The organism is Mucilaginibacter sp. Mucisp86, assembly GCF_047324315.1.
Classification (GTDB): Bacteria; Bacteroidota; Bacteroidia; order Sphingobacteriales; family Sphingobacteriaceae; genus Mucilaginibacter.
Genome location: NZ_CP168503.1, coordinates 3,887,765 through 3,910,348 on the forward strand (window position 1 = coordinate 3,887,765; position 22,584 = coordinate 3,910,348).

Genomic DNA, 22,584 nt, shown 5'->3' on the forward strand with positions numbered 1-22,584 from the left:
TTCGTGTAATTCAACAAATTCGTTTAATTCCGGTTCAGACAACCTCCTCAGCGAGAAATTCCCTGATATCTGTAACCACACCTGTAATTGCACTTGCTGCCGCAGTAAGCGGGCTTGCAAGGAACGTACGTGAGTTAGGTCCTTGTCTTCCTTCAAAGTTGCGGTTTGAGGTCGATACGCAGTACTTGCCTGCAGGTATCTTGTCCTCGTTCATGCCAAGGCATGCGCTGCAACCCGGTTCGCGGAGCGGGAAGCCGGCTTCGTTAAATATCTTGTCGAGGCCTTCGGCAATGGCTTGCTGCTGTACTTGTTTTGAGCCGGGAACTACCCATACGGTAACATTATCGGCTTTGTGTTTGCCTTTTACGAACTCGGCTACCTGGCGAAGGTCTTCAATGCGCGAGTTGGTACAGCTGCCGATGAATACGTAATCAATTGGTTTGCCCAATAGTGTTTCATCATCGTGCAGGCCCATGTAATCAAGGGCTTTTTTATATGATCCCTGCTCTTTTGCTTCAAACGAAGCAGTTTCAGGAACGTGTTGTGTAACACCGATGCCCATACCCGGATTTGTTCCGTAGGTGATCATCGGCTCAATATCTTCGGCTTTAAAGGATAATACTTCATCAAAAGCTGCATCAGCATCAGAGTATAAAGTTTTCCAGTAAGCTACGGCCTTATCCCAGTCTTCGCCTTTAGGGGCAAACTCGCGGCCTTTTACGTATTCAATAGTTGTTTCGTCGGGCGCTATCAGTCCGCAACGGGCACCCATTTCGATGCTCATATTACAGATGGTCATGCGGCCCTCCATGCTCAGTGAGCGGATGGTATCGCCGGCATATTCGACAGCATAACCGGTACCACCGGCAGCCGAGATCTGCGATATGATGTAAAGGATAATATCTTTGGCACCAACGCCTTTTTGTAGTTTACCATTCACTTCAATTTTCATGCGTTTTGGGCGCGACTGAAGTAAACATTGTGTAGCCAACACCTGCTCAACCTGCGATGTACCAATACCAAAGGCAATGGCACCAAAAGCGCCGTGGGTTGAAGTATGACTGTCGCCGCAAACATAAGTACCACCCGGACGGGTGATGCCCAGTTCGGGGCCTATAACGTGAACGATACCCTGGTACGGGTGGCCTAAGCCATATAGCTCAACACCAAACTCTTTGCAGTTTTTGGTGAGCATATCTACCTGGTAGCGTGAAAGTTCTTCTTTAATGGGTAAGTGCTGATCAATAGTTGGAACGTTATGATCGGCGGTGGCCACAGTTTGTTTTGGCCTGAAAACGGGTAAGCCTCTCTGACGCAAACCATCAAATGCCTGCGGACTGGTTACCTCGTGAATGAAATGTGTATCGATGTACAAAATATCCGGGAACCCCTCGCTGCTGCTGACGACGTGCGCATCCCAGATCTTATCAAATAATGTTTGTCCCATTTTATTATAGTTTTAAGTGGCAGTAGCAGTTGCAGTTTTTGATTTGCTGCTTGCCCTTAGTTTTAAGTGGCAGTAGCAGCGGCAGTTGCAGTGTTTTACTGCTCCTTTAAACTGCTACTGCCACTAATATATTAAAAGTAGGCAGTAGCAATCACAGCGGCTTAACTGCCACTAAAAACTGCTACTGCCACTAATACTAAGCTTCTACAACCTGGTTTTCAGGACGTAAGCTGCGTACGGTTTTGCCTGCTTGCCATAATTCGCTTTCGCGTAATTCTTTCAGTTCGGCATCCAGTTTTTCGCGGTAATCCGGCTGGCTGTTTGAATCGATAGAACGTTGAGACTCTTTACCAGTTGCAACGCTTTCGTAAAGCTCTTCAAATACCGGTTTAGTAGCGTCACGGAATTTTTTCCACCAGTCAAGCGCACCACGCTGAGCAGTAGTTGAACAGTTGGCGTACATCCAGTCCATACCGTTTTCAGCAACAAGCGGCATTAATGATTGGGTAAGCTCTTCAACAGTTTCGTTAAATGCTTCAGACGGAGAGTGACCATGGCTACGTAATACATCGTATTGAGCAGCGAAGATACCTTGAACACAACCCATCAATGTGCCACGCTCGCCGGTTAAATCGCTGTATACTTCTTTTTTGAAATTAGTTTCGAATAAGTAACCGCTACCTACAGCGATACCTAAAGCGATAACACGGTCAAATGCTTTACCTGTAGCATCCTGGAAGATAGCGTAGCTTGAGTTTAAGCCACGGCCTTGCAGGAACATACGGCGCAATGAAGTGCCTGAACCTTTAGGAGCAACCAGGAACACGTCAACATCAGCAGGAGGCACGATGCCTGTTTGCTCGTTGAAAGTGATACCAAAGCCATGAGAGAAATAAAGGGCTTTGCCTGGAGTTAGGTGTTTTTTAACAGTTGGCCATAACGCGATCTGGGCTGCATCGCTCAATAAGTAGCAAATTACAGTTCCTTTTTCTAAAGCTTCTTCAATTTCAAAAAGGGTTTCGCCCGGTACAAAACCATCGCTGATAGCTTTATCCCATGTTTTGGTGCCTTTACGCTGACCAACAATTACGTTGATACCGTTATCTTTTTGGTTAAGGGCCTGGCCCGGACCTTGTACACCGTAGCCAATTACCGCTACTACTTCATCTTTTAATACTTCCTGAGCTTTTGATAAAGGGAACTCTTCGCGGGTTACTACGTTTTCTTCAGTTCCGCCGAAATTTAGTTTTGCCATTGTTTTTTGATTTTTGTGATTTCACCGATTAGTGGTGATCTCACCGATTTTATTTGTATTGAGTAATTTATTTTTCTTGATTACACCGATTATTTAATGATTACACCGATTTTGACCCTTGATGCGGTTTGATTGCGTTGATTATGACCTTCTGACTATGAACCATCATCTATTAACCAAGAGCCAACTCAACTAATCTCTATTCTCCAATCACTAATCTCTCCGCCGTCGGCGGGATTACATCGTAAACACCTTTTCGCCCTGGTTAAGGTATTCGTTTTCGATTACCTCTTCGCCTGGTTCAAGCCTTTCAAACTCGCGCAGTTTGCTGTTAAAGCCTTCGCTATCCTTAATGATAGCAACACGGGCGCTGCGTACAAATTCTATCAGGCCATAAGGTTGTAATATGTTGATCAGGTTATCGGTTTCCTCGCGGTGACCGGTGGTTTCAAACACGGTGTAGTCCTTACGGATCACTACCGCGCGTGCACCGTTTTCGCGTAATAAGCGCTCAACGCTAACCTTTTCGGCAATTACATCGGTTGATACCTTATATAACGCTAATTCCTGCCAAATCACATCTTCGTTGGTGTGATAATATGCTTTTAACACCTCAACCTGTTTTTCTATCTGGCGGGTAAGTTTGCGCACTACTTCTTCATATTCGTTAATTACAATATTAAAGCGGTGAATACTGTCAATCTCCGACGGAGAAGTGTTCAGGCTGTCGATATTGATTTTACGGCGTGTAAATATAATAGCTATCCTGCTTAATAAACCAATTTGGTTTTCGGTATATATGGTGATGTTGAACTCCTGTTTTTTTTCTGCTTCGCTCATGACTCAAATTTTTTAAGTAGGTGAGATTTTTACTTTAACCTGATCTCGCTTACACTGCATCCTTGTGGTACCATCGGGAATACGTTATTCTCTTTGGTAACAATTACTTCAAGCAGGTATGATCCTTTGTTGTTCAGCATTTCGCTTAAAGCAGCAGGCAGATCATCACGGTTGTCAATTGATTTGCCCGGGATACCATAAGCTGAAGCCAAAGTTACAAAGTTAGGGCTTTGGATATCAACAAACGAGTAACGACGTTGGTTGAAAAGCTCCTGCCATTGCCTTACCATGCCCAGGAAACGGTTATTAAGGATGATGATTTTTACATCGATACCGCTTTGCATTATGGTACCCAATTCTTGTAAAGTCATCTGGAAACCGCCATCGCCAATGATAGCTACAACCTCACGGTCCTGAGCACCAAATTTAGCGCCTATAGCCGCAGGCAATGCAAAGCCCATAGTACCCAAACCGCCGCTGGTAACGTTGCTGCGTGTTTTATTGAATTTGGCATAACGACAGGCCACCATCTGGTGCTGACCTACGTCGGTTACGATAACCGCGTCCCCATTGGTAAGCTCGTTAAGTTGTTTAATTACTTCGCCCATGGTCATTTCAGGCGTAGTTGGATTAAGCTCGTTATGAATAACAGCTTCAACTTCCTGGCGGGTGTAGTCGTTAAATTTAGCTAACCACTCAGTATGTTCTTTCTTTTCGATGGCTTTGGTCAGCAATGGAAGGGTTTCCTTGCAATCACCCCAAACCGGTACTGTTGATTTTACGTTCTTGTCGATCTCAGCCGGGTCAATATCCAAATGAACAACTTTTGCTTGTTTAGCATATTTATCCAAGCGACCGGTTACACGGTCGTCAAAACGCATACCTATCGCGATCAATACATCACACTCGTTAGTTAAAACGTTAGGGCCGTAGTTGCCATGCATACCCAACATACCTACGTTTAACGGATGGTCTGAAGGGATAGCGCCGGCACCAAGTACTGTCCAGGCTGCAGGGATACCGCTTTTTTCAACAAAAGCTTTAAACTCCTGCTCAGCACCGCCCAAAATAACACCCTGACCAAACAGGATGAATGGTTTTTGAGCGCTATTGATCAATTCGGCAGCCTGCTGAATGTATTGCGGGCGAACGATTGGTTTTGGCCTGTAGCTGCGGATATGATCGCATGGTTTATAGCCTGCAAAATCAAATAGCTGAATTTGTGCGTTTTTAGTAATGTCGATCAATACCGGGCCGGGCCTGCCGCTGCGGGCAATGTAAAATGCCTTGGCAATAACTTCCGGGATTTCGGTAGCATCAGTTATTTGATAGTTCCATTTGGTAACCGGGGTGGTAATGTTGATCACATCAGTTTCCTGAAAAGCATCGGTACCTAAAAGGTGCGCGAATACCTGCCCGGTAATACAAACCAACGGAGTACTATCGATCTGGGCATCGGCCAAACCGGTTACCAGGTTAGTGGCACCCGGACCACTGGTGGCAAATACCACGCCCACTTTGCCCGAAGTACGTGCATAGCCCTGGCCGGCGTGAATGCCGCCTTGTTCATGGCGTACCAATATGTGGTTCAGCTTGTCATTGTAATCAAACAAAGCATCATAAATGGGCATGATGGCGCCGCCCGGATATCCAAAAATGGTATCCGTACCTTCGGCTATCAATGCTTCCAATAATGCTACCGATCCTGAAACGTTTACGGTTTCGGTGGCGGCTGGCGCGGTTAAGGTTTCTTGTGCAGTTTCCATACCTGTATTTTTTATATTCATAGCACTTTTTGGTGCTAAACTGATTTATTCTATCTGTCTCTAATTTGCTAAAATGAACGGGCTTAGTTTATGTTCACTTTATTCATGGCTTTTATAATACGCCATTTTGTTCATTGCTTATTCGTCGGTAACGCAGCCTTCGGCAGCGGTAGTTACGTTTTTAGCGTAACGATATAACACACCCTTGGTAACCTTCAGCGCCGGTTTTTGCCATGCGGCACGGCGTGCGGCTATTTCTTCTTGCGGCAGCGAAACGTTTATAGTATTGGCAACAGCATCAATCTCGATTATATCATCATCATTCACCATCGCTATAAACCCGCCGTCGTAAGCCTCGGGTGTGATGTGACCGACGACGAAGCCATGTGTACCGCCACTAAAGCGTCCATCGGTAATTAACGCTACTGAGCTACCTAAACCGGCACCAAATATGGCCGAGGTTGGTTTCAGCATTTCCGGCATGCCCGGCGCGCCTTTAGGACCTACGTTGCGGATCACCACAACATCACCTTTTTTAACACGGCCGCTCTGGATACCGGCAATCAGTTCAAACTCGCCATCGAATACACGGGCGGGGCCGGTGAAACGCTCACCTTCTTTACCGGTGATCTTGGCAACACTACCGCCTTCAGCAAGGTTTCCGTACAGGATTTGCAGGTGACCGGTAGCTTTGATCGGGTTTTCGACAGGTTTGATGATCTTTTGAGTTTCAAACTCCAACGAAGGTATTTCAGCCAGGTTTTCGGCAATAGTTTTACCAGTAACTGTAAGGCAATCGCCATGCAGCCAGCCTTGCTCCAAACAATATTTCATTACAGCCGGAACGCCGCCAATGTTGTGCAGGTCTTCCATCATGTATTTACCGCTTGGTTTCATATCGGCCAGTACGGGGATACGGTTACTTACCGCCTGGAAATCATCCTGGGTTAGTTTTACGTCAACGCTTTTAGCCATTGCAATCAGGTGCAATACCGCGTTGGTTGAGCCACCCAGTACCATGATCACAACAATAGCATTTTCAAATGCCTCGCGGGTCATGATGTCTGAAGGTTTGATATCTTTTTCTAACAATACCTTGATCGCTTTTCCTGCTGCAAGGCATTCTGCTTTTTTCTCGGCGCTTAATGCCGGGTTTGATGATGAATATGGCAAGCTCATACCCAAGGCTTCAATAGCGGCAGCCATAGTATTAGCGGTATAAATACCACCGCAGGCACCCGCGCTTGGGCAGGCATTTTTAATAACACCCATGAAATCAACATCATCAATCTGGCCGGCAATCTTTTTGCCTAAAGCTTCAAATGCCGATACGATGTTCAGGTCTTCGCCTTTCCAGTGGCCTGGTTTGATAGTACCACCGTATACCATGATCGACGGACGGTTTAAGCGACCCATGGCCATTACCGAACCAGGCATGTTTTTATCGCAACCAGGCAGGGTAATTAAACCATCATAATATTGAGCGCCGGTAACAGCCTCAATGGAATCGGCAATAATATCGCGGCTTACCAATGAGTAACGCATACCTTCGGTACCGTTACTCATGCCATCACTTACACCAATGGTGTGGAATATCAGGCCTACCATATCTTCATCCCAGATACCTTGTTTAACCAGTTTAGCCAGGTCGTTCAGGTGCATGTTACAAGTGTTACCATCATAACCCATGCTGGCCACGCCGACCTGTGCTTTGCGCATATCGTCGTCGGTTAAGCCAATTCCGTAAAGCATGGCCTGTGCGGCAGGCTGCGTTGGGTCCTGGGTAAAGGTTTTGCTATACTTGTTCAATTCTATAGCCTTGGTGGTATCTGATGATGAACTCATTTTATTAGATATGTAGACAGTGTTAGTATTTAATTTTGTTGATGATACTGGTTTACTTGGTATCGAAAATCAATATATGTAAGGTAGCCATCGCGTCAGGTAATAGCAATAGTCGCCACTGATTTTTTGAAATAAGTATTTTATTTTAATTATTTTATTTATTTGAAATTTAATTTTGTAAAATTTATTTATAAAGATATAAAATTTTTAATGAAATATACCAAAGTTCAAAACGGTATTCGGTATGTTTTTTATGCATGCATAGTAAGTTGTCGATTTTCTGCCTGAAATGAAGGAAATGGCGGTTGGAGTTAGTAGTTGTGAAGGTAAGAAGCCTTATTTTCATTAAGGTTTTAACGCATGGTTTTGACGATTTGATTAGCCTCCCGGCGAGTATAAGATTTTGTTTGACCACTTAAATGGATCTTGCGTTCGTTGTCCAATATTTCCAATTGTTCTCTACTGAGATTAACGATAGTTTTATCATGGATATCTTTTTCTAAAAGTGTATAAACAGCCTCAATCTTGCTATCATCGGCATCTGCCAGGTAGATCATTAATTTTTGCCGGATGGTTAATATTTTCATGGTTTTACACACTGAAAGTACAAATCTAACTATTATAACAGTACTTAATACAGGGTTTAATTGTTTATAGTAGATTCAATATGACTTTAGTTTGTGGTGTAATTAGTTCAAATGTTTCCAAATAAGAAAAATAATAAAGATGCGATTGTATCTTTACACTATCCAATGAAGGATTTGCCTTTTGAAATATTACCAATTGACCTGCTGGACGAATATCGGGAACAGGTACCTCATGCACTTCTTCAAGACTTCGAGCAATTAGAAGATAGCGCTCTGTCGACAAATACTTTTAGTTTTTATACTTCAGTTTCAGCGGTTTTCTCTTCAAAAATTGAAGGTGAAAATATAGAGCTTGATTCGTTTGTGAAACATAAAATGCTTGGAGTACATTTTTTGCCTGATTATACGCAGAAGATAGATGATCTTTACGAGGCTTATCAGTTTGCTCAAATAAACAAATTAAACTACCAGTCAGTTCAGGAAGCCCATAGCTTGCTTACCAAACATATCTTGCAAAAAGACCGCAGAGGGAAACTGCGTACCGGCAATATGTTTGTAATAACACCGGATGGCAAAATTGAATATGTTGCCTGCGCCCCCGATTTGGTTGAACAAAAGTTGGAACTGTTTTTTAATGATGTTGATTTGCTATTAAAAGCTAAGCTAACTACCCCCGAAGTTTTCTTTTTCGCTTCAATGATCCATCTGATCTTCGTGAAGATCCATCCTTTTGAAGATGGTAATGGTCGTACCGCCCGTTTACTCGAAAAATGGTTCATAGCCGAAAAGCTTGGTACGAAAGCCTGGTTTCTGCAATCGGAAAAATATTACTATGATCATCACCAAACGTATTATCATAACATCAGGTTGCTTGGGCTTGAATATGATCTGTTAGATTATTCAGCTGCTTTGCCTTTTTTATTAATGTTGCCACAATCGTTTTAAAGAGATATCCCTACAAAAAAAGCGCCCGGATAATGATACCCGGGCGCTTTATGTAAGTTTATAAAGTAGCGCCTATTTGTGCTGAATACCTTCGGCCAAAACAGTTACTTTATTGTTTAATGCTTCAACAACACCGCCTTTAATAAAAAACACTTCTTCTTTAGCAGCACCACCGCGTACGGTAAGTTTGCCATCCTGAAGGGTGGAAATAATAGGGGCGTGGTTGTTCAGTATTTCAAATAATCCCAAAGCACCAGGCAGGGTTACCGAGGTGGCCTCGCCTTCGTAAACTTTTTTATCGGGAGTAAGAATTTCTAATGTCATGTCTTTTTTAGATATGAGATTTGAGATTTGAGACGTGAGACAACGCTGTCCTGATCTGCGATCTTAAATCGGGTTTTATATGTGAGATATAAGCTTGAATGATATTAACCAAATTTAGGTCTTCTATCTCAAATCTCATATCTCACATCTCAAATCTAAGCGTTAGCTTCAGCTAACAGCTTTTTGCCTTTTTCAATAGCATCTTCAATGCTGCCAACTAAGTTGAAAGCTGCTTCAGGATACTCATCAACTTCGCCGTCCATGATCATGTTGAAACCTTTGATGGTATCTTTAATGTCAACCAGTACACCTTTTAAGCCGGTGAACTGCTCGGCAACGTGGAACGGCTGTGACAAGAAACGCTGAACACGACGTGCGCGTGATACAACTAACTTATCTTCTTCAGAAAGCTCGTCCATACCCAAGATGGCGATGATATCCTGAAGCTCTTTGTAGCGTTGTAAAGTTTCTTTAACGCGTTGCGCGGTATTGTAGTGCTCGTCACCTAAAACTGCTGGGCTAAGGATACGTGAGGTTGAATCCAACGGATCCACCGCAGGGTAAATACCAAGCTCGGCAATTTTACGTGAAAGTACGGTAGTAGCATCCAAGTGGGCGAAGGTTGTAGCCGGCGCCGGGTCGGTCAAGTCATCCGCAGGTACGTAAACTGCCTGTACTGACGTGATTGAACCGCGTTTGGTTGAAGTGATACGCTCCTGCATGGTACCCATCTCGGTAGCAAGCGTTGGCTGGTAACCTACTGCAGATGGCATACGGCCTAATAGCGCTGATACTTCTGAACCTGCCTGGGTAAAGCGGAAGATGTTGTCGATAAAGAAAAGGATATCACGGCCTTTACCATCTTCATCACCATCACGGAAATACTCGGCAATAGTTAAGCCTGAAAGGGCCACACGTGCACGTGCACCCGGCGGCTCGTTCATCTGACCGAACACGAATGTTGCTTTTGAATCTTTCATGGCTTCGGTATCAACTTTAGTTAAGTCCCAACCGCCTTCTTCCATTGAATGCATGAAAGCGTCGCCATATTTTATAATGCCTGACTCAAGCATCTCACGTAAAAGGTCATTACCTTCACGTGTACGCTCACCAACACCTGCAAATACAGATAAACCTGCATAAGCTTTCGCGATGTTGTTGATCAGTTCCTGGATCAATACTGTTTTACCTACACCGGCACCACCAAACAAACCGATTTTACCACCTTTTGCATAAGGCTCTAAAAGGTCGATAACTTTAATACCTGTAAAAAGTACTTCAGTTTCGGTTGATAGATCATCAAACTTTGGAGGAGTAGCGTGGATAGGGCGACCGTTTGATTTGTCAAGGTTAGCAATACCGTCGATAGCATCACCTACCACGTTAAATACACGACCTTTGATGTTATCGCCGATAGGCATTTTGATAGCCGCTTCGGTATCCAATACCTTCATACCGCGTAACAAACCGTCGGTCGAGTCCATCGCGATGGCACGTACACGGTCTTCGCCTAAGTGCTGCTGAACCTCTAAAATGATTTTTTGGCCATTGTCTTTCGTGATCTCTAACGCGTCATAAATTTTAGGAAGATGAGCGTCATCAGCGAAACTTACGTCGACTACCGGACCAATGATCCTTGAAATTTTTCCAATGTTTGGCATATATAACCTGGTGTTTTTTAAAAAATGCTTTTACTGAACAGCAACATACATCATTTGTAACAGGAATGTATAAGATGCTATTTCAGAGGCGCAAAGTTAAGATTTCTATCCAATTATTTAAATAGTGTACCAAGTTTTTTAAAGGATAATTTCAACATTGTTAATTGTTTGCCTTTATTGCGCGAAAGTCAATACAATTTTGCCTGTATGAGTACTACTTTCCATCAGTTTATGAGCTTCTGCAGCTTCGCCGGCATCGAAAATTTTATACACTATGGGCTTGATTTTACCTGATGATAGCAAAGGCCATATTTTTTGTTCGAGATTTTGGGCGATAGCGGCTTTAAATGCAACCTCACGGCTCCTTAACATGGAGCCCGTAATGATGAGCCTTTTGGCCATGACTTTAGCCAGGTCAAGCTGCACTTCGCGGCCATTCATGGCGTTGATCATCACCAGCCTGCCTTCAACAGCCAACGAATCGATATTGCCGGGTATATAGTCGCCGCCAATCATATCCAGGATCACATTAACGCCAATGCTATGGGTAAGCGATTTGATCGCGTCTTTAAAATCAGTTGTTTTATAGTTGATGGCCTTGTCGGCGCCAAGCTGCTCGCAGAAGCCGCATTTTTCATCAGAACCGGCTGTTACATAAACGGTACTGCCCAAAGCTTTGGCCATTTGAATAGCCGTTACACCAATACCGCTTGATCCGCCATGTATCAGCAGCGATTGACCGGGTTGCAGATTGCCACGATCAAACACATTGCTCCACACTGTAAAAAATGTTTCGGGCAGTGAAGCCGCCTCGGTGAAGCTAAGGTTGGCAGGTACGGGGAGACATTGGCCTTCGGGTGCTTTGCAATATTCGGCATAACCGCCGCCAGTAACCAGCGCGCAAACCTTATCGCCAGGTTTCCATTGGATAACAGCGTCACCTACTTCGACAATTATGCCGGCTACTTCCAGTCCGGGGATATCTGCAGGGGCGCTGGCAGGTGGCGGATAATTCCCCTTGCGCTGAAACACATCGGGGCGGTTAACACCGGCCGCCATTACTTTAATCAGTACTTCATCGGCTCCGTATTGAGGCTTTGGCCTTTCGGCCAATTGCAAAACTTCCGGGCCACCGGGTTGGGTTATTACTATTGCTTTCATAGGTATGACGTTGAAAGCTAAGTTAAGATGAAAATGTCATGTAAGGAAAAGCCTCTGCGTATTGGCTTCAGATTAAAACTAATTGTATAAATTTATATCATCCTAAATATCAATTTAATTATTGTGGAGCCCCGTAAACTTATAACCTCGCTTGGCGTAATACTGACAACTATTACCGGTATAATTTTATTTTTTACGGAGTTTGATAAAATCAAGGCATTCTTTTTTCCTGCCGGGATAACTATCAGCGTTCCGTTATATGTGTTTTCGTTATTAGGCATTGGTTTGCTGGTGTTTTATAGTGTTTATATTTTTTATTTCAAAGAAGTTACCAGTCACAAGAAAACTAAAACAGAACTGGAAAATGTGAAAGCATTATTATTAGATTCTGAAAGGATGCGTTTGATAGACTTTGTGACCGGTATTGCCAATCAGGAGAAGTTTAAAATAGATATTCAAAACAGACCCAAAGAGTTATTTCATCTAATACTGATTGATTTAGACGGTTTTGGTGAGATAAATAAAAAACAAGGGTTTCAAAAAGGCGATGAAGTGATCAGGACGATTGCCCAGGAGTTGTTTGGCAGGATGAGAAGGGACGAGGAGATCTACAAGCGGGATTATAAACTTGAAAATAATTTCATGAAACGCATCTACCGAAAATACACAGGTGGAGATGAGTTTATTTTTCTGATAAAAGGCCCCCAGTATGAGGCAGTCGGTTTTTTAGCGAGGATCCAAAAGCAGCTGGAAGAACTGAACGCTGAATCTCCTGTTTTTTCAAATTACAAAATTACTTTTCACGGTGCTATCGTACCGTTATATCCATCAGATACCTTTGAACAGGCTTATGATAAGTTGCAAAGAGGATTTGTGCAGGCAGTTGAAGAAAGTAATGGGCTACGGGTTTATTGGGATAAAACAGAAGAAGATACATTTTTGAAATATAAATCCTTATATGATAACGCAAGAAGGATTTTTAAGATCCAATGATCTGAAGATAAAGGCTACTTATACCGTTGCTAAAGGCACAAGTAGCGATTGCCCTCCATTCCCGCCCTTCATACTTGCGTCGGTCGAGGGTTTGTTTTAGAATGCGGACGGTAAGTAATACGCTTTTAAAATCAACAGTAAATACGAGGCACCTACGGAGCCTAAAGGTTTTCGATTTATTTTCTATAAACACGGTACCTCTCTGGGGTATTCGGCGTTAAATTAAAACTCCGTTAGGAGTACCGTGTTTATAGCAACTTATAAAGTAACTTTTTGGCTCCGTAGGTACCTCATGTTTAAAAGTGCTATATGTTAACAGAAATTACAAGCCAATCACCGGCATAGTAGCTCCCAACCTCTAATCGCTAACCCGCAAACTCTCAACCGGATTAGCCGCTGCAGCCCTGAAAGATTGTAGACTGATAGTAACAAACGCGATAGCCACAGCCCCCGCGCCTGCTAATATCACCACCCACCATTGTATATCTTGCCGGTAAGCAAAACCCTGCAGCCATTTGTTCATAGTTAACCAGGCCAATGGCGCTGCAATTAAAAATGACATAGTCACTAACCTCACAAAGTCTTTCGATAACATGGTTACAATAGCCGCTATGCTTGCACCCAATACCTTGCGAATGCCTATCTCCCGGTTACGTTGCTCGGCGGCATAAGCGGCAAGGCCAAATAAACCAAGGCAGGCAATAGCTATAGCTAAGCCTGTAAAAATGATAAATAGTTGCCCCATGCGTTGCTCGGTGCGGTACAGGGCATCAAAATCGGCGTCCATGAACGAATATTCAAAATGCTCATTTGGGGCGATGGTTTTCCAGGTTTTCTCTATTCCGGTCATCAGGATGGGCAGGTTATGGGTATTTATGCGGATGCTTAAACGCGCCAGCCAATCGTTGTCGAGCACCATTACCAGCGGGGTGACATTATCGCGCAACGAACTAAAGTTGAAATCCTTTACTACGCCTATCACATGATATTTTTTTAGGTCCTTAGCAATGCCCGTGTTGATGGTTTTGCCAATGGCATCATTGCCATAGCCAAATACTTTTGCCGCTGTTTCATTGATAACCATCGCTGTTGAATCGGTCCTGAACTCCCCGGAAAAACCGCGGCCATTCTTCATTTGCATACCCATGGTGCCGATGTAATCTTCATCAATTTTCCAGAATTGGGTAGACTGGCCCTCTTTTCCACTGGGCGACACATAGTTTAACACTTTGTTATTGGCTGTTGGTAAAAAGCTGGTAAGCGTAGCGTTAATAACACCGGGTAGCTTTTTAATCTCCTGTTTCAACAGTTCGGGGTGTTCAAGCGTATTAACGTTGTTGAGGATAAGTACCTGGTTTCGGTTAAAGCCGAGGTTCTTATTTTGAATATAGTTGAGTTGGTTATAGATCACCAAAGTGCCTATCACCAAAAAAATAGAAATGGAAAACTGGAAAACCACCAGCGTGCTCCGGAATGTACCACCTTTAAAGCCTGTTGAGATCTTCCCTTTTAAAACATTAATGGGTTGAAATGCCGAAAGGAAAAATGCGGGATAGGAGCCTGCCAAAACACCAACTATAACAACAATGCTTAATAATGCAGGCAATAGCCAGGTTGCAGTTTGCGCATTTATGACTAATTGTTTGTTTGAAAGATGATTGAATAAAGGTAGCAGGGCCCACGCGGCAAACACCGCAATAACGGCAGCTACGAAAGTTACGATCAATGACTCGGCAAGGAACTGGAAAATAAGATGCTTGCGCGATGAGCCTAATACCTTGCGTACCCCAACTTCGCGTGCCCGACTGGCCGAGCGGGCTGTGGACAAGTTCATGAAATTAATACAGGCCAGTAATAAAATAAATATAGCCACCGCCGAAAAAATATAAACATACTGGCTGTTGCCATTAGCACCCAACTCCATTACCCGGTTTGATTTAAGGTGGATATCTGTTACCGGCATCAGGCTAAGTTTGAAGTAGTTGCCGCCGGACCTGAACTTGCTGTAATTCATAGTGCTTGAGCCTTTAAGTCCCTCTTGCATTTCTGCATTGAGTTTTGATTCGAGGCTGGCAATGTTTGTGTTGGGTTTAACCAGCACATAAGTGGCAAAGGCGGTTAGCCTGTTCCATGGAGCATCGTTGTTAACCGGACTGGCTGCCAGTAAAAAGTTGGCCCTGAAATGCGATTGTACCGGCATATCTTTCATGACGCCGGTTATTTTGAGTGATGTACCGCTTGTTACTAAAAACAAAGTTTGCCCAATCACATTGCTGCGGTTAAAATATTTTTTAGCCATCGACTCAGCGATCACTATCGTGTTAGGTTCCTTTAAAGCCGTTTTGGCATCGCCGGAGAGTAGGGGGAGGGTAAATACATCAAAAATATTGGGTTCGCTGTAAAATGTCGTGCCATCTTCGCGTACAATTTCGTCGCCTTTTTTAAAGCGGATGTTTAATGCCGGTGTTACACGTACGGCTGTTTCAACTTCGGGGCATTCTGTTTTTAAAACATTGGCAACCGGAATAGCTGTTATGGCATATTCAGTAAGCGTTCCGCTAAATTTTAGGTCGGTATTAACTCGGTAGATCCTTTTGTGTTTGACATTATATTGATCGTAACTCAATTCATCTGTCACATAAAATGTAATGAGCAGGCAAATGGCCAACCCTAATGCTAAACCTATAATATTAATAAAAGTAAAGCCTTTGTTTTTTAATAAGCTTCGCAGCGCGGTTTTAAAGTAGTTCCTGAACATAGCATAAAAGGTTTATGTTATAAAGATATAACTAAGTTTTTAGTTAATCGATAATAATAACTAATTTTTTAGTTTTTGTGTTATTTGATCGGCCTTTTATATAAAGCAGGCATTCATTTAAACATCTTAATGTTAAAAAAGGAGGTGTGCTTATTTAACTCATTTTATTTTCATTCATTTGCTTAAAACAAACAACACCATATGTCATTACAGATCGGCCAGCCGGCTCCTCAGTTTATTTTGATTTCATCTGCCTTAAAAAGCGTTTCACTGGCCGATTTTAAAGGCCGCAAAGTAGTTATCCACTTTTTTCCTCTGGCTTTTACGGGCGTTTGTACCACGCAGCTTTGCACCATGCGCGACAGCTTTGGTTATTATGATGGCCTCAATGCCAGTATATTGGGCATTTCTGTCGATTCGCCTTTTACTTTAGCTAAATTTAAAGAGGAGAACAATTATCAGTTTGATTTGCTTTCTGATTTTAACAAGGAAGTATCTACAGCTTATGGCGCTATTTATGACCAATTTGTTATGGGACTTAAAGGTGTAGCCAAGCGCGCGGCCTTCGTAATTGACGAAGAGCAGAATGTCATTTACGCCGAGGTGCTTGAAGATGCAGGTCATTTACCTGACTTTAAAGCTATTGCAGAAATTGTAAAATAATTTTGAATAAAAATTTGCAGCGGGTTATTTAAATCCTATCTTTGCATTCCATTTCGGAACAGGCACTCGTAGCTCAATTGGATAGAGCATCTGACTACGGATCAGAAGGTTAGGGGTTCGACTCCCTTCGAGTGCACAAACGCACTGCAATTACAGGGTTTTTCTGCCCAAGGTGCACAAAACTAACTGATAAGCCTTTCTGTTGTATTACCGAAAGGCTTTTAATTTATCAAGAGCATGCTAAATCTGGTTTTGTTTGGCCCTCCCGGTGCCGGGAAAGGTACTCAGTCGAAAAAACTTATTGAGAAATACGATTTGATCCATCTTTCAACTGGGGATTTATTACGCGGCGAAATTGCTCAAGGTACAGAATTGGGTTTGGAAGCCAAGAAACTGATGGACGACGGAAAACTTGTTCCGGATGCCGTAGTTATTGGCATGATCAGCAATAAGCTTGACGCTAACAAGGATGCCAAAGGTTTTATTTTTGATGGTTTCCCGCGCACTGTTGCACAGGCAGAGGCTTTGGATAAGTTATTGGAATCAAAGCAATCGGCAATTTCAGGCATGACAGCGCTTGAGGTTAACGATGACGAGCTTGAGCGCCGTCTGTTGGATAGGGGGAAAGAATCTGGCAGGGCAGATGATGCTAATCCCGAGGTTATCCGCAAACGCATTAAAGAATACAATGATAAAACTGCTCCTGTAGCCGGTTTTTATCAAAATCAAAATAAATTTAAAAACATTAACGGCGTAGGTTCGGTAGATGACATCTTCGGTGCTTTAGTTGATGTTATAGAAGAGTATAATAAATAGTCGTTCGGAAGTCTTTAGTCCGAAAGTCGGTAAAGTCCGCAGGTTGGGAACATTAATATTCTTAACTTTCGGACTTTACTAACTTTCGGACTTTCCGTCTAAATAAAAAAATTATGTCGCAGGGTTCCAATTTTGTTGATTATGTAAAAATCTGTTGCCGTTCGGGCCACGGAGGTGCCGGTTCTGCCCATTTGCACCGTGATATATTAACTTCAAAAGGTGGTCCTGATGGTGGTGATGGCGGCAGGGGAGGCCATGTTATTGTAAAAGGTAACGCCCAGCTATGGACAATGCTTCACCTAAAATATCGAAAACACGTTATTGCAGGCGATGGTGATTCGGGCGGCAGTTCATTACGTACTGGCAAAACCGGTCGCGATGAAATTTTGGAAGTACCCCTTGGTACAACCGTAAAAAATGCCGAAACCGGAGAAGTACTTTTCGAAATCACTCAGGACGGCGAAACAAAGATCCTTACTCCGGGTGGCCGTGGCGGACTGGGAAACTGGCATTTTAAAACATCAACCCAACAAACACCGCGTTTTGCGCAGCCCGGAGAAGACGGCCGTGAAGACTGGAATATTCTCGAACTTAAAGTATTGGCTGATGTTGGTTTGGTAGGGTTCCCTAACGCGGGTAAATCAACCCTGCTTTCGGTAGTGTCGGCTGCAAAACCCGAAATTGCTGATTACGCATTCACTACACTGGTGCCTAACTTAGGCATCGTATCATATCGCGGCGGGCGTTCATTTGTAATGGCCGATATCCCGGGTATTATCGAAGGTGCATCGCAGGGTAAGGGCTTAGGGCTTCGGTTTTTAAGGCATATCGAGCGTAACTCAGTATTACTGTTTATGGTACCTGCTGATACGTCGCGCAGCATAAAAGAAGAATACGAAATATTATTACGTGAGCTGGAAGAATACAATCCCGAACTGATGCACAAGCCGCGTGTGCTGGCAATTACTAAAACTGACATGCTTGACGACGAGCTGCAGGCCGAAATGAAAAAGGAGATCCCGGATGGAATCCCCTCTATATTTATATCGTCTGTAGCCCAGAAAAATATCGATCAGCTAAAAGACCTGCTCTGGAAAGAGATCAATGCGAGCGTGGTTTAACGAGATTTTTTTAAGTATTCTGCTTGTTGTTGGTGTTGTCACCAACAATCTTACATCCTGCTTTTGAATAAGGCTTTCTGGATATAACAATAACATTCGAGTATAAAAACATAGTTGGTGACAACACCAACAACGGTGAGGGGGGACTCTTTCCTTCACCTACTTCGCCTCCCACAAAATAAACTGGTTGCTCAGCATCGTCATTTTAAAACCCTTATAACCCGGAAAACATTTACGCATGATGGTTGATTTTGGGCCGATATAATCGGAAGGTAAAACTATATACAGCGGACCGGCGTGGCCTTTATATACATAATCGTCAAAATCAATTGCTACGTCGGGGCCGATGGCTTCAACTGTTATCGTACGGTTATGTTCAATCTCCAGGCTCAGATCTGGACTTGTAACTACAAAAATCGCGTTGGTATTTTGCTTGTCGAGGTTCCGGATATAGTTTAACGATGGCTGATCAATAAATAACTGTGCTATCCCCGAATAGCCGTGTGCGCTCGTGTTTTTATTTTGAAAATAGCTTGGTACAAAATATTTATAGCTTGAGTAGGCAATAACGAAGCACACAAAATAAAACAGGTATTTGTAACCGGTTTGCAGGCCGCTTATCAAATAAATGATGCCCGGGGCAATGATGAGCCCAATGAGCCTTAAATGCCTTGCCTCGTATGAGATATTAGCCTGCCTCAAAAACGATTGCCCGAAAAACAACACCATTACCACATAAAAAACCAGCAGCAGCAGTACGTAATTTTTGTAGGGAACTTTTTTTACGATAAACCAGATGAGTAAAATACTTAATATGGCACAAATAAGTACAATTACTACGCCCCAAAAATAGGTAAACATAGGAGGGTCATCATGAAACAACAGGCCGTTGGTTAAATCATCTATCGAAAAAGCTGTCAATATTGGTGATGCCAGCGGAAAACCGAAAGTTTCCCAGGCCAGTTTTATGCTGCCATGCACGGTTGATGGATTACCTCCTTTAGAAAGATAAAAATGACTGATGGTAAGTAGTGAAAGTATTGCCGGAATACCTATCCATAAGCCATTTTTTATCCAGCCGGAGATAGCCTTTGTACCTAATGAAAGCCGGAACCACAAAAAACAGCAGCCGGCGGCAAGCATCCACAAAAAGGATGATTTACAGATAAAACCAATGATACCGGCAACAGAAATGAATACCGCCAGTTTCCAATTAACTTTTTCGAACGCCATACAGCCGCATAAAAACCAGCCGGTATAGCCAAAAAGCAATACTTCGCCGCCATTGTAAAATACATAAGGCGTAAAAAACGAGAGCTGAATGATGATGAACAGTACACTTAAAACCGAGATCATTGGCGTAAACCCGGCCTTTTTAAAGAAATAGTAAAATCCGAAAATGCCTGATAACGAAAATAGCAGCGTTACTATAGAAGAGGCCTGCCCTGTATTAACGCCAAAAATCAGTTTGAAAAAGTAAGGCACCAGGTATTGTCCCGGCGACCACCATGCCAAGAATTCAGAGGTATTTTTGCTGATATCATTCTGATTGGGTTTTACAACGATGTTGAACGCCGAGCCTAACTCCATAGAGCGCATTACCTGGAATCCTTTGCTCGGGTCGGGATAAATGGCCGCAGGGGCTATGATCAGCATAATACCCATAATGAAAACAATCCCGCTCATAACCAATAAGATGATTTGATGGGTTTGTAGTTTTTGTTTTAGCATAGTGTTACTTTAAGCAGATGATGTAAATTTTTAACTGATCTCCCGTTCCCGGATCTTTACTGCAGGATTACCCTGGTAAATGCCATAGGCTTCCATATTTTTTGTAGCAATGGAACCGCTGGTTAATACCGCATGTGAAGCGGCTGTTATGCCGGGGGTAACCATTGCCCCTGCGCAAATCCATACCCCATCTTCCAAAATTATGCCTTTGGTGATCAAATCAAACGATGTTTTTTTGTAATTGTGACTGCCCGTTAACAACACCGCCCCCTGCGACAAGCACACATGTGCACCAATCCGGATCAGCACCAGGCTATCTATCCATACGTTTTCGCCTATCCAGCTTTCGTTGCCTATATGCAGGTTCCAGGGATATTTGATGTTTACACAAGGCTTGATAGTTACGTTTTTACCAATTTTTGCGCCAAACAGCCTCAAAAAAAATACTTTAAACGCGCTTGATGGTAAAATGCTTGTTTTTAAAAACAGCGCATTAAAGTAGTACCATAAAATGCACTTCAATGCGTTGCCGCCCGGATTATAAGGATGATTGTTGTAAGTAGAAAGATCAGTTTTGGGCATCGGTACCGGCAAGCTTATCGTTACGTTTAATCCAAATATAAAGGCTAAACGCAATAATGATGTAAAGTATAATATTGAAAATGGTGTGATGGTCAATTATCCGGTTTGCCTTTTTTGACCAAAAGATAGCCAGTAAAACAAAACGCAATACGTTTAAAAGCTGGATAACTAAAATCCCCGAAATGAGGAACACCAATTTTGATCGGAGCGGAGATGGATAGGCCAGCACAAAAGCCGAAAAAAAGCTGATCAATCCTAATCCCAGGCAACTGTAAACCACGGCCAACGTACCTTTACCTGCAACCAATAGTTCGGAGTTGTTATCTATTGCTGCATAGCCAAGCCACTTCAGGACCGTTACGCTGCAATCCAGCAAAAGCTGTCTTAAAGCTGCGATATAATTTAGATGCTCGGCTAAAAATGGACTGTAATTTCCGCCGGGACTGGTAATGCCAAAAAAGAAAATATTAAAATTGTAGAAAATGGTAAATAACAATATGAACAACAGCATAAACCGTGTTGCCGGATTATTAAAAAAAGCAGGGCGCTTCATTATTTTTTACTCTCCTTTCGTAACTCATAAATTTTAGCATCGATCAAAAACCTGAACCAAAAACCCTGTAAAAAATGGAATACCAGCCCGGTTTTTCCATCTAAAAAACCAAGCTTTATAAAATATCTTATCGTGAAATAAATTACAGGCCTTACAAATAAGGGAAACGCTTCGTACCTTTTTTTCATGTATCGGCGGCGTTCCATCGGGTTACCAAATAAGCGCGGATGTACCAATTTGCCCTTATCGTCAACTAAAGGAGCGTTTTGCTGCTCAACAAGATACTGTGCTTCCAGCGTTGCCCAATGGTTGTGACGTGCAATGAAACTGGTAAGGGAATCGGTTATGACATCAATAATATCTGTTTTTAGTATCTGTGTGTTGCCGGTAACCTTAAAATGCTGGTCGTACAGTTTTTCCTCGCAGCGCCCGAAACCCTGCCTGAACAGGTTGGCATGATAAGTAGGGTAGTGACCGCCATGTTTTATCCATTTTCCCATAAACATCGTACGCCTGCTGATGAGAAAACCATTGATTTCTGAATCTACAGGCTTGCTGAAAATATCATTCAACTGTGCTGCAAGTTCAGGTGTTACCCGGTGATCGGCATCAAGATTAAGGACCCAGGCACCTGCTAAAGGGAGATTATCCAGTGCCCAGTTACGCTGAGCGGCATAGTTTTCAAACGGATGGGTGAAAATGTTTTGAGTATGCCGCCTGCAAATATCCAAAGTGTTATCGGTTGAGCCAGAATCAACAATGTAAATATTAGCCTTAAGCGCAGTTGCACTTTGCAGGCAGTCGCCGATGTTTTTTGCTTCGTCAAAAGTTAAAATAATAATGTCCAGGTTTTCGCTCACTTGAGTTTGGCTTTAATGATCATCGTCATCCAAAAATAAGGAAACCTGCCGCAGCCCCTGAATGCAGTTACTTCAAACCCATGTTCGTTAAGAATTTGCGTAAGCGTTTTAACCGACCAGAATTTAATATGCCCGCCCTGCCACAAAGGGCTGATATGGTTATCCCATTTATTTAAGATGCTTAAAAACAAATTTTTTAAATAGCCATGATAGGGCGTGGATACGATAAGCTCTCCTTTTGATTCGCTTAAAACATCCCGGCAAAGGCGTATAAAGGCATAAGGGTCATACAGATGCTCAATAACCTCGGTTGATATAATGGTATTAAAAGTATGATCTTTCAATGGCGCCGGCAAACCTTCAACGGAAAGGTCATGAACAAAAAACCTGCCGGGGTTTATTTTTTCGGCAATGGCTATGCCGGGTTTAGATGCATCAATACCGTAAGCGTTAAATCCCCGGGCCAACAAATAATTTACCAGGTGCCCATTACCGCAGCCAAGATCAAGAATACTACTGTTAACATCTTTATTTAATAAGGACATCAGTGGCTTCTCCAGCTCCTTAAATACATGGCAGGGACTTGCGTCGGGATAATCGTAGTCTTTATAAGCGCTCATGCAGTTGTTATTTGCAGGTACATATTTTTTATTATCGCAGCTGTTTTATGATTGTT

The 22,584-nt window shown here is 42.9% G+C and carries 20 protein-coding genes and 1 tRNA gene; 6 read left to right on the forward strand and 15 right to left on the reverse strand.

Annotation, left to right across the window (positions count from 1 at the left end; translation table 11 throughout):
• Positions 1–34: 34 nt before the first annotated feature.
• The 6 genes from leuC to ACEN9X_RS16515 form a co-directional block, all read right to left on the reverse strand.
• Positions 35–1,447 (reverse strand): 3-isopropylmalate dehydratase large subunit, encoded by a 1,413-nt coding sequence (leuC, locus tag ACEN9X_RS16490; protein ID WP_413666174.1) that lies wholly within the window; start codon positions 1,445–1,447, stop codon positions 35–37.
• Between the two features lie 196 nt (positions 1,448–1,643).
• Positions 1,644–2,702 carry a ketol-acid reductoisomerase gene (gene ilvC, locus ACEN9X_RS16495; RefSeq protein ID WP_091213120.1) on the reverse strand — a complete coding sequence of 353 codons (1,059 nt, stop codon included), beginning with the start codon at positions 2,700–2,702 and terminating at the stop codon, positions 1,644–1,646.
• Positions 2,703–2,939: 237 nt separating this feature from the next.
• A complete protein-coding gene (ilvN, locus tag ACEN9X_RS16500; protein ID WP_091213124.1) occupies positions 2,940–3,542 on the reverse strand; it encodes an acetolactate synthase small subunit in 603 nt (200 codons plus the stop codon).
• Positions 3,543–3,571: 29 nt separating this feature from the next.
• A complete protein-coding gene (gene ilvB, locus ACEN9X_RS16505; protein ID WP_413666175.1) occupies positions 3,572–5,308 on the reverse strand; it encodes a biosynthetic-type acetolactate synthase large subunit in 1,737 nt (578 codons plus the stop codon).
• Between the two features lie 138 nt (positions 5,309–5,446).
• A complete protein-coding gene (ilvD, locus tag ACEN9X_RS16510) occupies positions 5,447–7,153 on the reverse strand; it encodes a dihydroxy-acid dehydratase (RefSeq protein ID WP_413666176.1) in 1,707 nt (568 codons plus the stop codon).
• Positions 7,154–7,506: 353 nt separating this feature from the next.
• On the reverse strand, positions 7,507–7,740 hold the full coding sequence (locus ACEN9X_RS16515) for a hypothetical protein (protein ID WP_413666177.1): 234 nt from the start codon (positions 7,738–7,740) through the stop codon (positions 7,507–7,509).
• 165 nt (positions 7,741–7,905) lie between these two features.
• Here ACEN9X_RS16515 and ACEN9X_RS16520 point away from each other — a divergent pair, with 165 nt between their 5' ends.
• Complete coding sequence (locus ACEN9X_RS16520) at positions 7,906–8,685, forward strand: Fic family protein (RefSeq protein WP_413666178.1); 780 nt, start codon at positions 7,906–7,908, stop codon at positions 8,683–8,685.
• Between the two features lie 72 nt (positions 8,686–8,757).
• On the opposite strand, the gene atpC is transcribed toward ACEN9X_RS16520, so the two are convergent.
• The 3 genes from atpC to ACEN9X_RS16535 form a co-directional block, all read right to left on the reverse strand.
• Positions 8,758–9,009 (reverse strand): ATP synthase F1 subunit epsilon, encoded by a 252-nt coding sequence (gene atpC, locus ACEN9X_RS16525; protein ID WP_091174059.1) that lies wholly within the window; start codon positions 9,007–9,009, stop codon positions 8,758–8,760.
• A 155-nt stretch (positions 9,010–9,164) separates the two neighbouring features.
• Positions 9,165–10,670 carry a F0F1 ATP synthase subunit beta gene (atpD, locus tag ACEN9X_RS16530; protein ID WP_413666179.1) on the reverse strand — a complete coding sequence of 502 codons (1,506 nt, stop codon included), beginning with the start codon at positions 10,668–10,670 and terminating at the stop codon, positions 9,165–9,167.
• A gap of 174 nt (positions 10,671–10,844) precedes the next feature.
• Complete coding sequence (locus tag ACEN9X_RS16535) at positions 10,845–11,831, reverse strand: NAD(P)H-quinone oxidoreductase (protein WP_413666180.1); 987 nt, start codon at positions 11,829–11,831, stop codon at positions 10,845–10,847.
• 123 nt (positions 11,832–11,954) lie between these two features.
• Here ACEN9X_RS16535 and ACEN9X_RS16540 point away from each other — a divergent pair, with 123 nt between their 5' ends.
• Positions 11,955–12,824 carry a GGDEF domain-containing protein gene (locus ACEN9X_RS16540; protein WP_413666181.1) on the forward strand — a complete coding sequence of 290 codons (870 nt, stop codon included), beginning with the start codon at positions 11,955–11,957 and terminating at the stop codon, positions 12,822–12,824.
• 358 nt (positions 12,825–13,182) lie between these two features.
• Here ACEN9X_RS16540 and ACEN9X_RS16545 read toward each other — a convergent pair whose 3' ends face one another.
• Positions 13,183–15,582 (reverse strand): ABC transporter permease, encoded by a 2,400-nt coding sequence (locus ACEN9X_RS16545; RefSeq protein WP_413666182.1) that lies wholly within the window; start codon positions 15,580–15,582, stop codon positions 13,183–13,185.
• Positions 15,583–15,783: 201 nt separating this feature from the next.
• Between ACEN9X_RS16545 and ACEN9X_RS16550 the strand changes: the two genes are divergently transcribed.
• From ACEN9X_RS16550 to obgE, 4 genes are all read left to right on the forward strand, one after another.
• Entirely contained in the window at positions 15,784–16,245 is a 462-nt protein-coding gene (locus ACEN9X_RS16550; RefSeq protein WP_413666183.1) for a redoxin domain-containing protein, read from the forward strand.
• Between the two features lie 62 nt (positions 16,246–16,307).
• Positions 16,308–16,381, forward strand: a tRNA-Arg gene (locus ACEN9X_RS16555).
• Positions 16,382–16,482: 101 nt separating this feature from the next.
• Entirely contained in the window at positions 16,483–17,061 is a 579-nt protein-coding gene (locus ACEN9X_RS16560) for an adenylate kinase (protein ID WP_413666184.1), read from the forward strand.
• A gap of 113 nt (positions 17,062–17,174) precedes the next feature.
• Positions 17,175–18,182, forward strand: coding sequence for a GTPase ObgE (gene obgE / locus ACEN9X_RS16565; protein WP_413666185.1), 1,008 nt, complete (start codon positions 17,175–17,177; stop codon positions 18,180–18,182).
• Between the two features lie 159 nt (positions 18,183–18,341).
• Here obgE and ACEN9X_RS16570 read toward each other — a convergent pair whose 3' ends face one another.
• The 5 genes from ACEN9X_RS16570 to ACEN9X_RS16590 are packed head-to-tail and all read right to left on the reverse strand — an operon-like array spanning position 18,342 to position 22,528.
• Entirely contained in the window at positions 18,342–19,913 is a 1,572-nt protein-coding gene (locus ACEN9X_RS16570; RefSeq protein WP_413666186.1) for a hypothetical protein, read from the reverse strand.
• Positions 19,914–19,943: 30 nt separating this feature from the next.
• Positions 19,944–20,495: a WcaF family extracellular polysaccharide biosynthesis acetyltransferase gene (locus ACEN9X_RS16575; protein ID WP_413666187.1), complete on the reverse strand. Its 552-nt coding sequence runs from the start codon at positions 20,493–20,495 to the stop codon at positions 19,944–19,946.
• Positions 20,482–21,048, reverse strand: coding sequence for an exosortase Y (gene xrtY, locus ACEN9X_RS16580; protein ID WP_413666188.1), 567 nt, complete (start codon positions 21,046–21,048; stop codon positions 20,482–20,484). Before xrtY ends, ACEN9X_RS16575 begins: the two co-directional genes overlap by 14 nt.
• The gene (locus ACEN9X_RS16585) at positions 21,048–21,908 is read right to left on the reverse strand and encodes a glycosyltransferase family 2 protein (RefSeq protein WP_413666189.1); all 861 of its coding nucleotides are present in this window, start codon (positions 21,906–21,908) and stop codon (positions 21,048–21,050) included. The genes xrtY and ACEN9X_RS16585 overlap by 1 nt, the downstream gene beginning before the upstream one ends.
• Positions 21,905–22,528, reverse strand: coding sequence for a class I SAM-dependent methyltransferase (locus tag ACEN9X_RS16590; RefSeq protein ID WP_413666190.1), 624 nt, complete (start codon positions 22,526–22,528; stop codon positions 21,905–21,907). Before ACEN9X_RS16590 ends, ACEN9X_RS16585 begins: the two co-directional genes overlap by 4 nt.
• Positions 22,529–22,584: the final 56 nt, after the last annotated feature.

Coding starts and splice junctions, on each gene's coding strand:
- leuC (WP_413666174.1), bottom strand. CDS start 1,447: ATGGGACAAACATTATTTGATAAGATCTGGGATGCGCACGTCGTCAGC.
- ilvC (WP_091213120.1), bottom strand. CDS start 2,702: ATGGCAAAACTAAATTTCGGCGGAACTGAAGAAAACGTAGTAACCCGC.
- ACEN9X_RS16535 (WP_413666180.1), bottom strand. CDS start 11,831: ATGAAAGCAATAGTAATAACCCAACCCGGTGGCCCGGAAGTTTTGCAA.
- ACEN9X_RS16560 (WP_413666184.1), top strand. CDS start 16,483: ATGCTAAATCTGGTTTTGTTTGGCCCTCCCGGTGCCGGGAAAGGTACT.
- ilvD (WP_413666176.1), bottom strand. CDS start 7,153: ATGAGTTCATCATCAGATACCACCAAGGCTATAGAATTGAACAAGTAT.
- ACEN9X_RS16570 (WP_413666186.1), bottom strand. CDS start 19,913: ATGCTAAAACAAAAACTACAAACCCATCAAATCATCTTATTGGTTATG.
- ACEN9X_RS16550 (WP_413666183.1), top strand. CDS start 15,784: ATGTCATTACAGATCGGCCAGCCGGCTCCTCAGTTTATTTTGATTTCA.
- ilvB (WP_413666175.1), bottom strand. CDS start 5,308: ATGGAAACTGCACAAGAAACCTTAACCGCGCCAGCCGCCACCGAAACC.
- atpD (WP_413666179.1), bottom strand. CDS start 10,670: ATGCCAAACATTGGAAAAATTTCAAGGATCATTGGTCCGGTAGTCGAC.
- ACEN9X_RS16575 (WP_413666187.1), bottom strand. CDS start 20,495: ATGCCCAAAACTGATCTTTCTACTTACAACAATCATCCTTATAATCCG.
- ACEN9X_RS16515 (WP_413666177.1), bottom strand. CDS start 7,740: ATGAAAATATTAACCATCCGGCAAAAATTAATGATCTACCTGGCAGAT.
- ACEN9X_RS16520 (WP_413666178.1), top strand. CDS start 7,906: ATGAAGGATTTGCCTTTTGAAATATTACCAATTGACCTGCTGGACGAA.
- atpC (WP_091174059.1), bottom strand. CDS start 9,009: ATGACATTAGAAATTCTTACTCCCGATAAAAAAGTTTACGAAGGCGAG.
- ACEN9X_RS16545 (WP_413666182.1), bottom strand. CDS start 15,582: ATGTTCAGGAACTACTTTAAAACCGCGCTGCGAAGCTTATTAAAAAAC.
- ilvN (WP_091213124.1), bottom strand. CDS start 3,542: ATGAGCGAAGCAGAAAAAAAACAGGAGTTCAACATCACCATATATACC.
- ACEN9X_RS16590 (WP_413666190.1), bottom strand. CDS start 22,528: ATGAGCGCTTATAAAGACTACGATTATCCCGACGCAAGTCCCTGCCAT.
- xrtY (WP_413666188.1), bottom strand. CDS start 21,048: ATGAAGCGCCCTGCTTTTTTTAATAATCCGGCAACACGGTTTATGCTG.
- obgE (WP_413666185.1), top strand. CDS start 17,175: ATGTCGCAGGGTTCCAATTTTGTTGATTATGTAAAAATCTGTTGCCGT.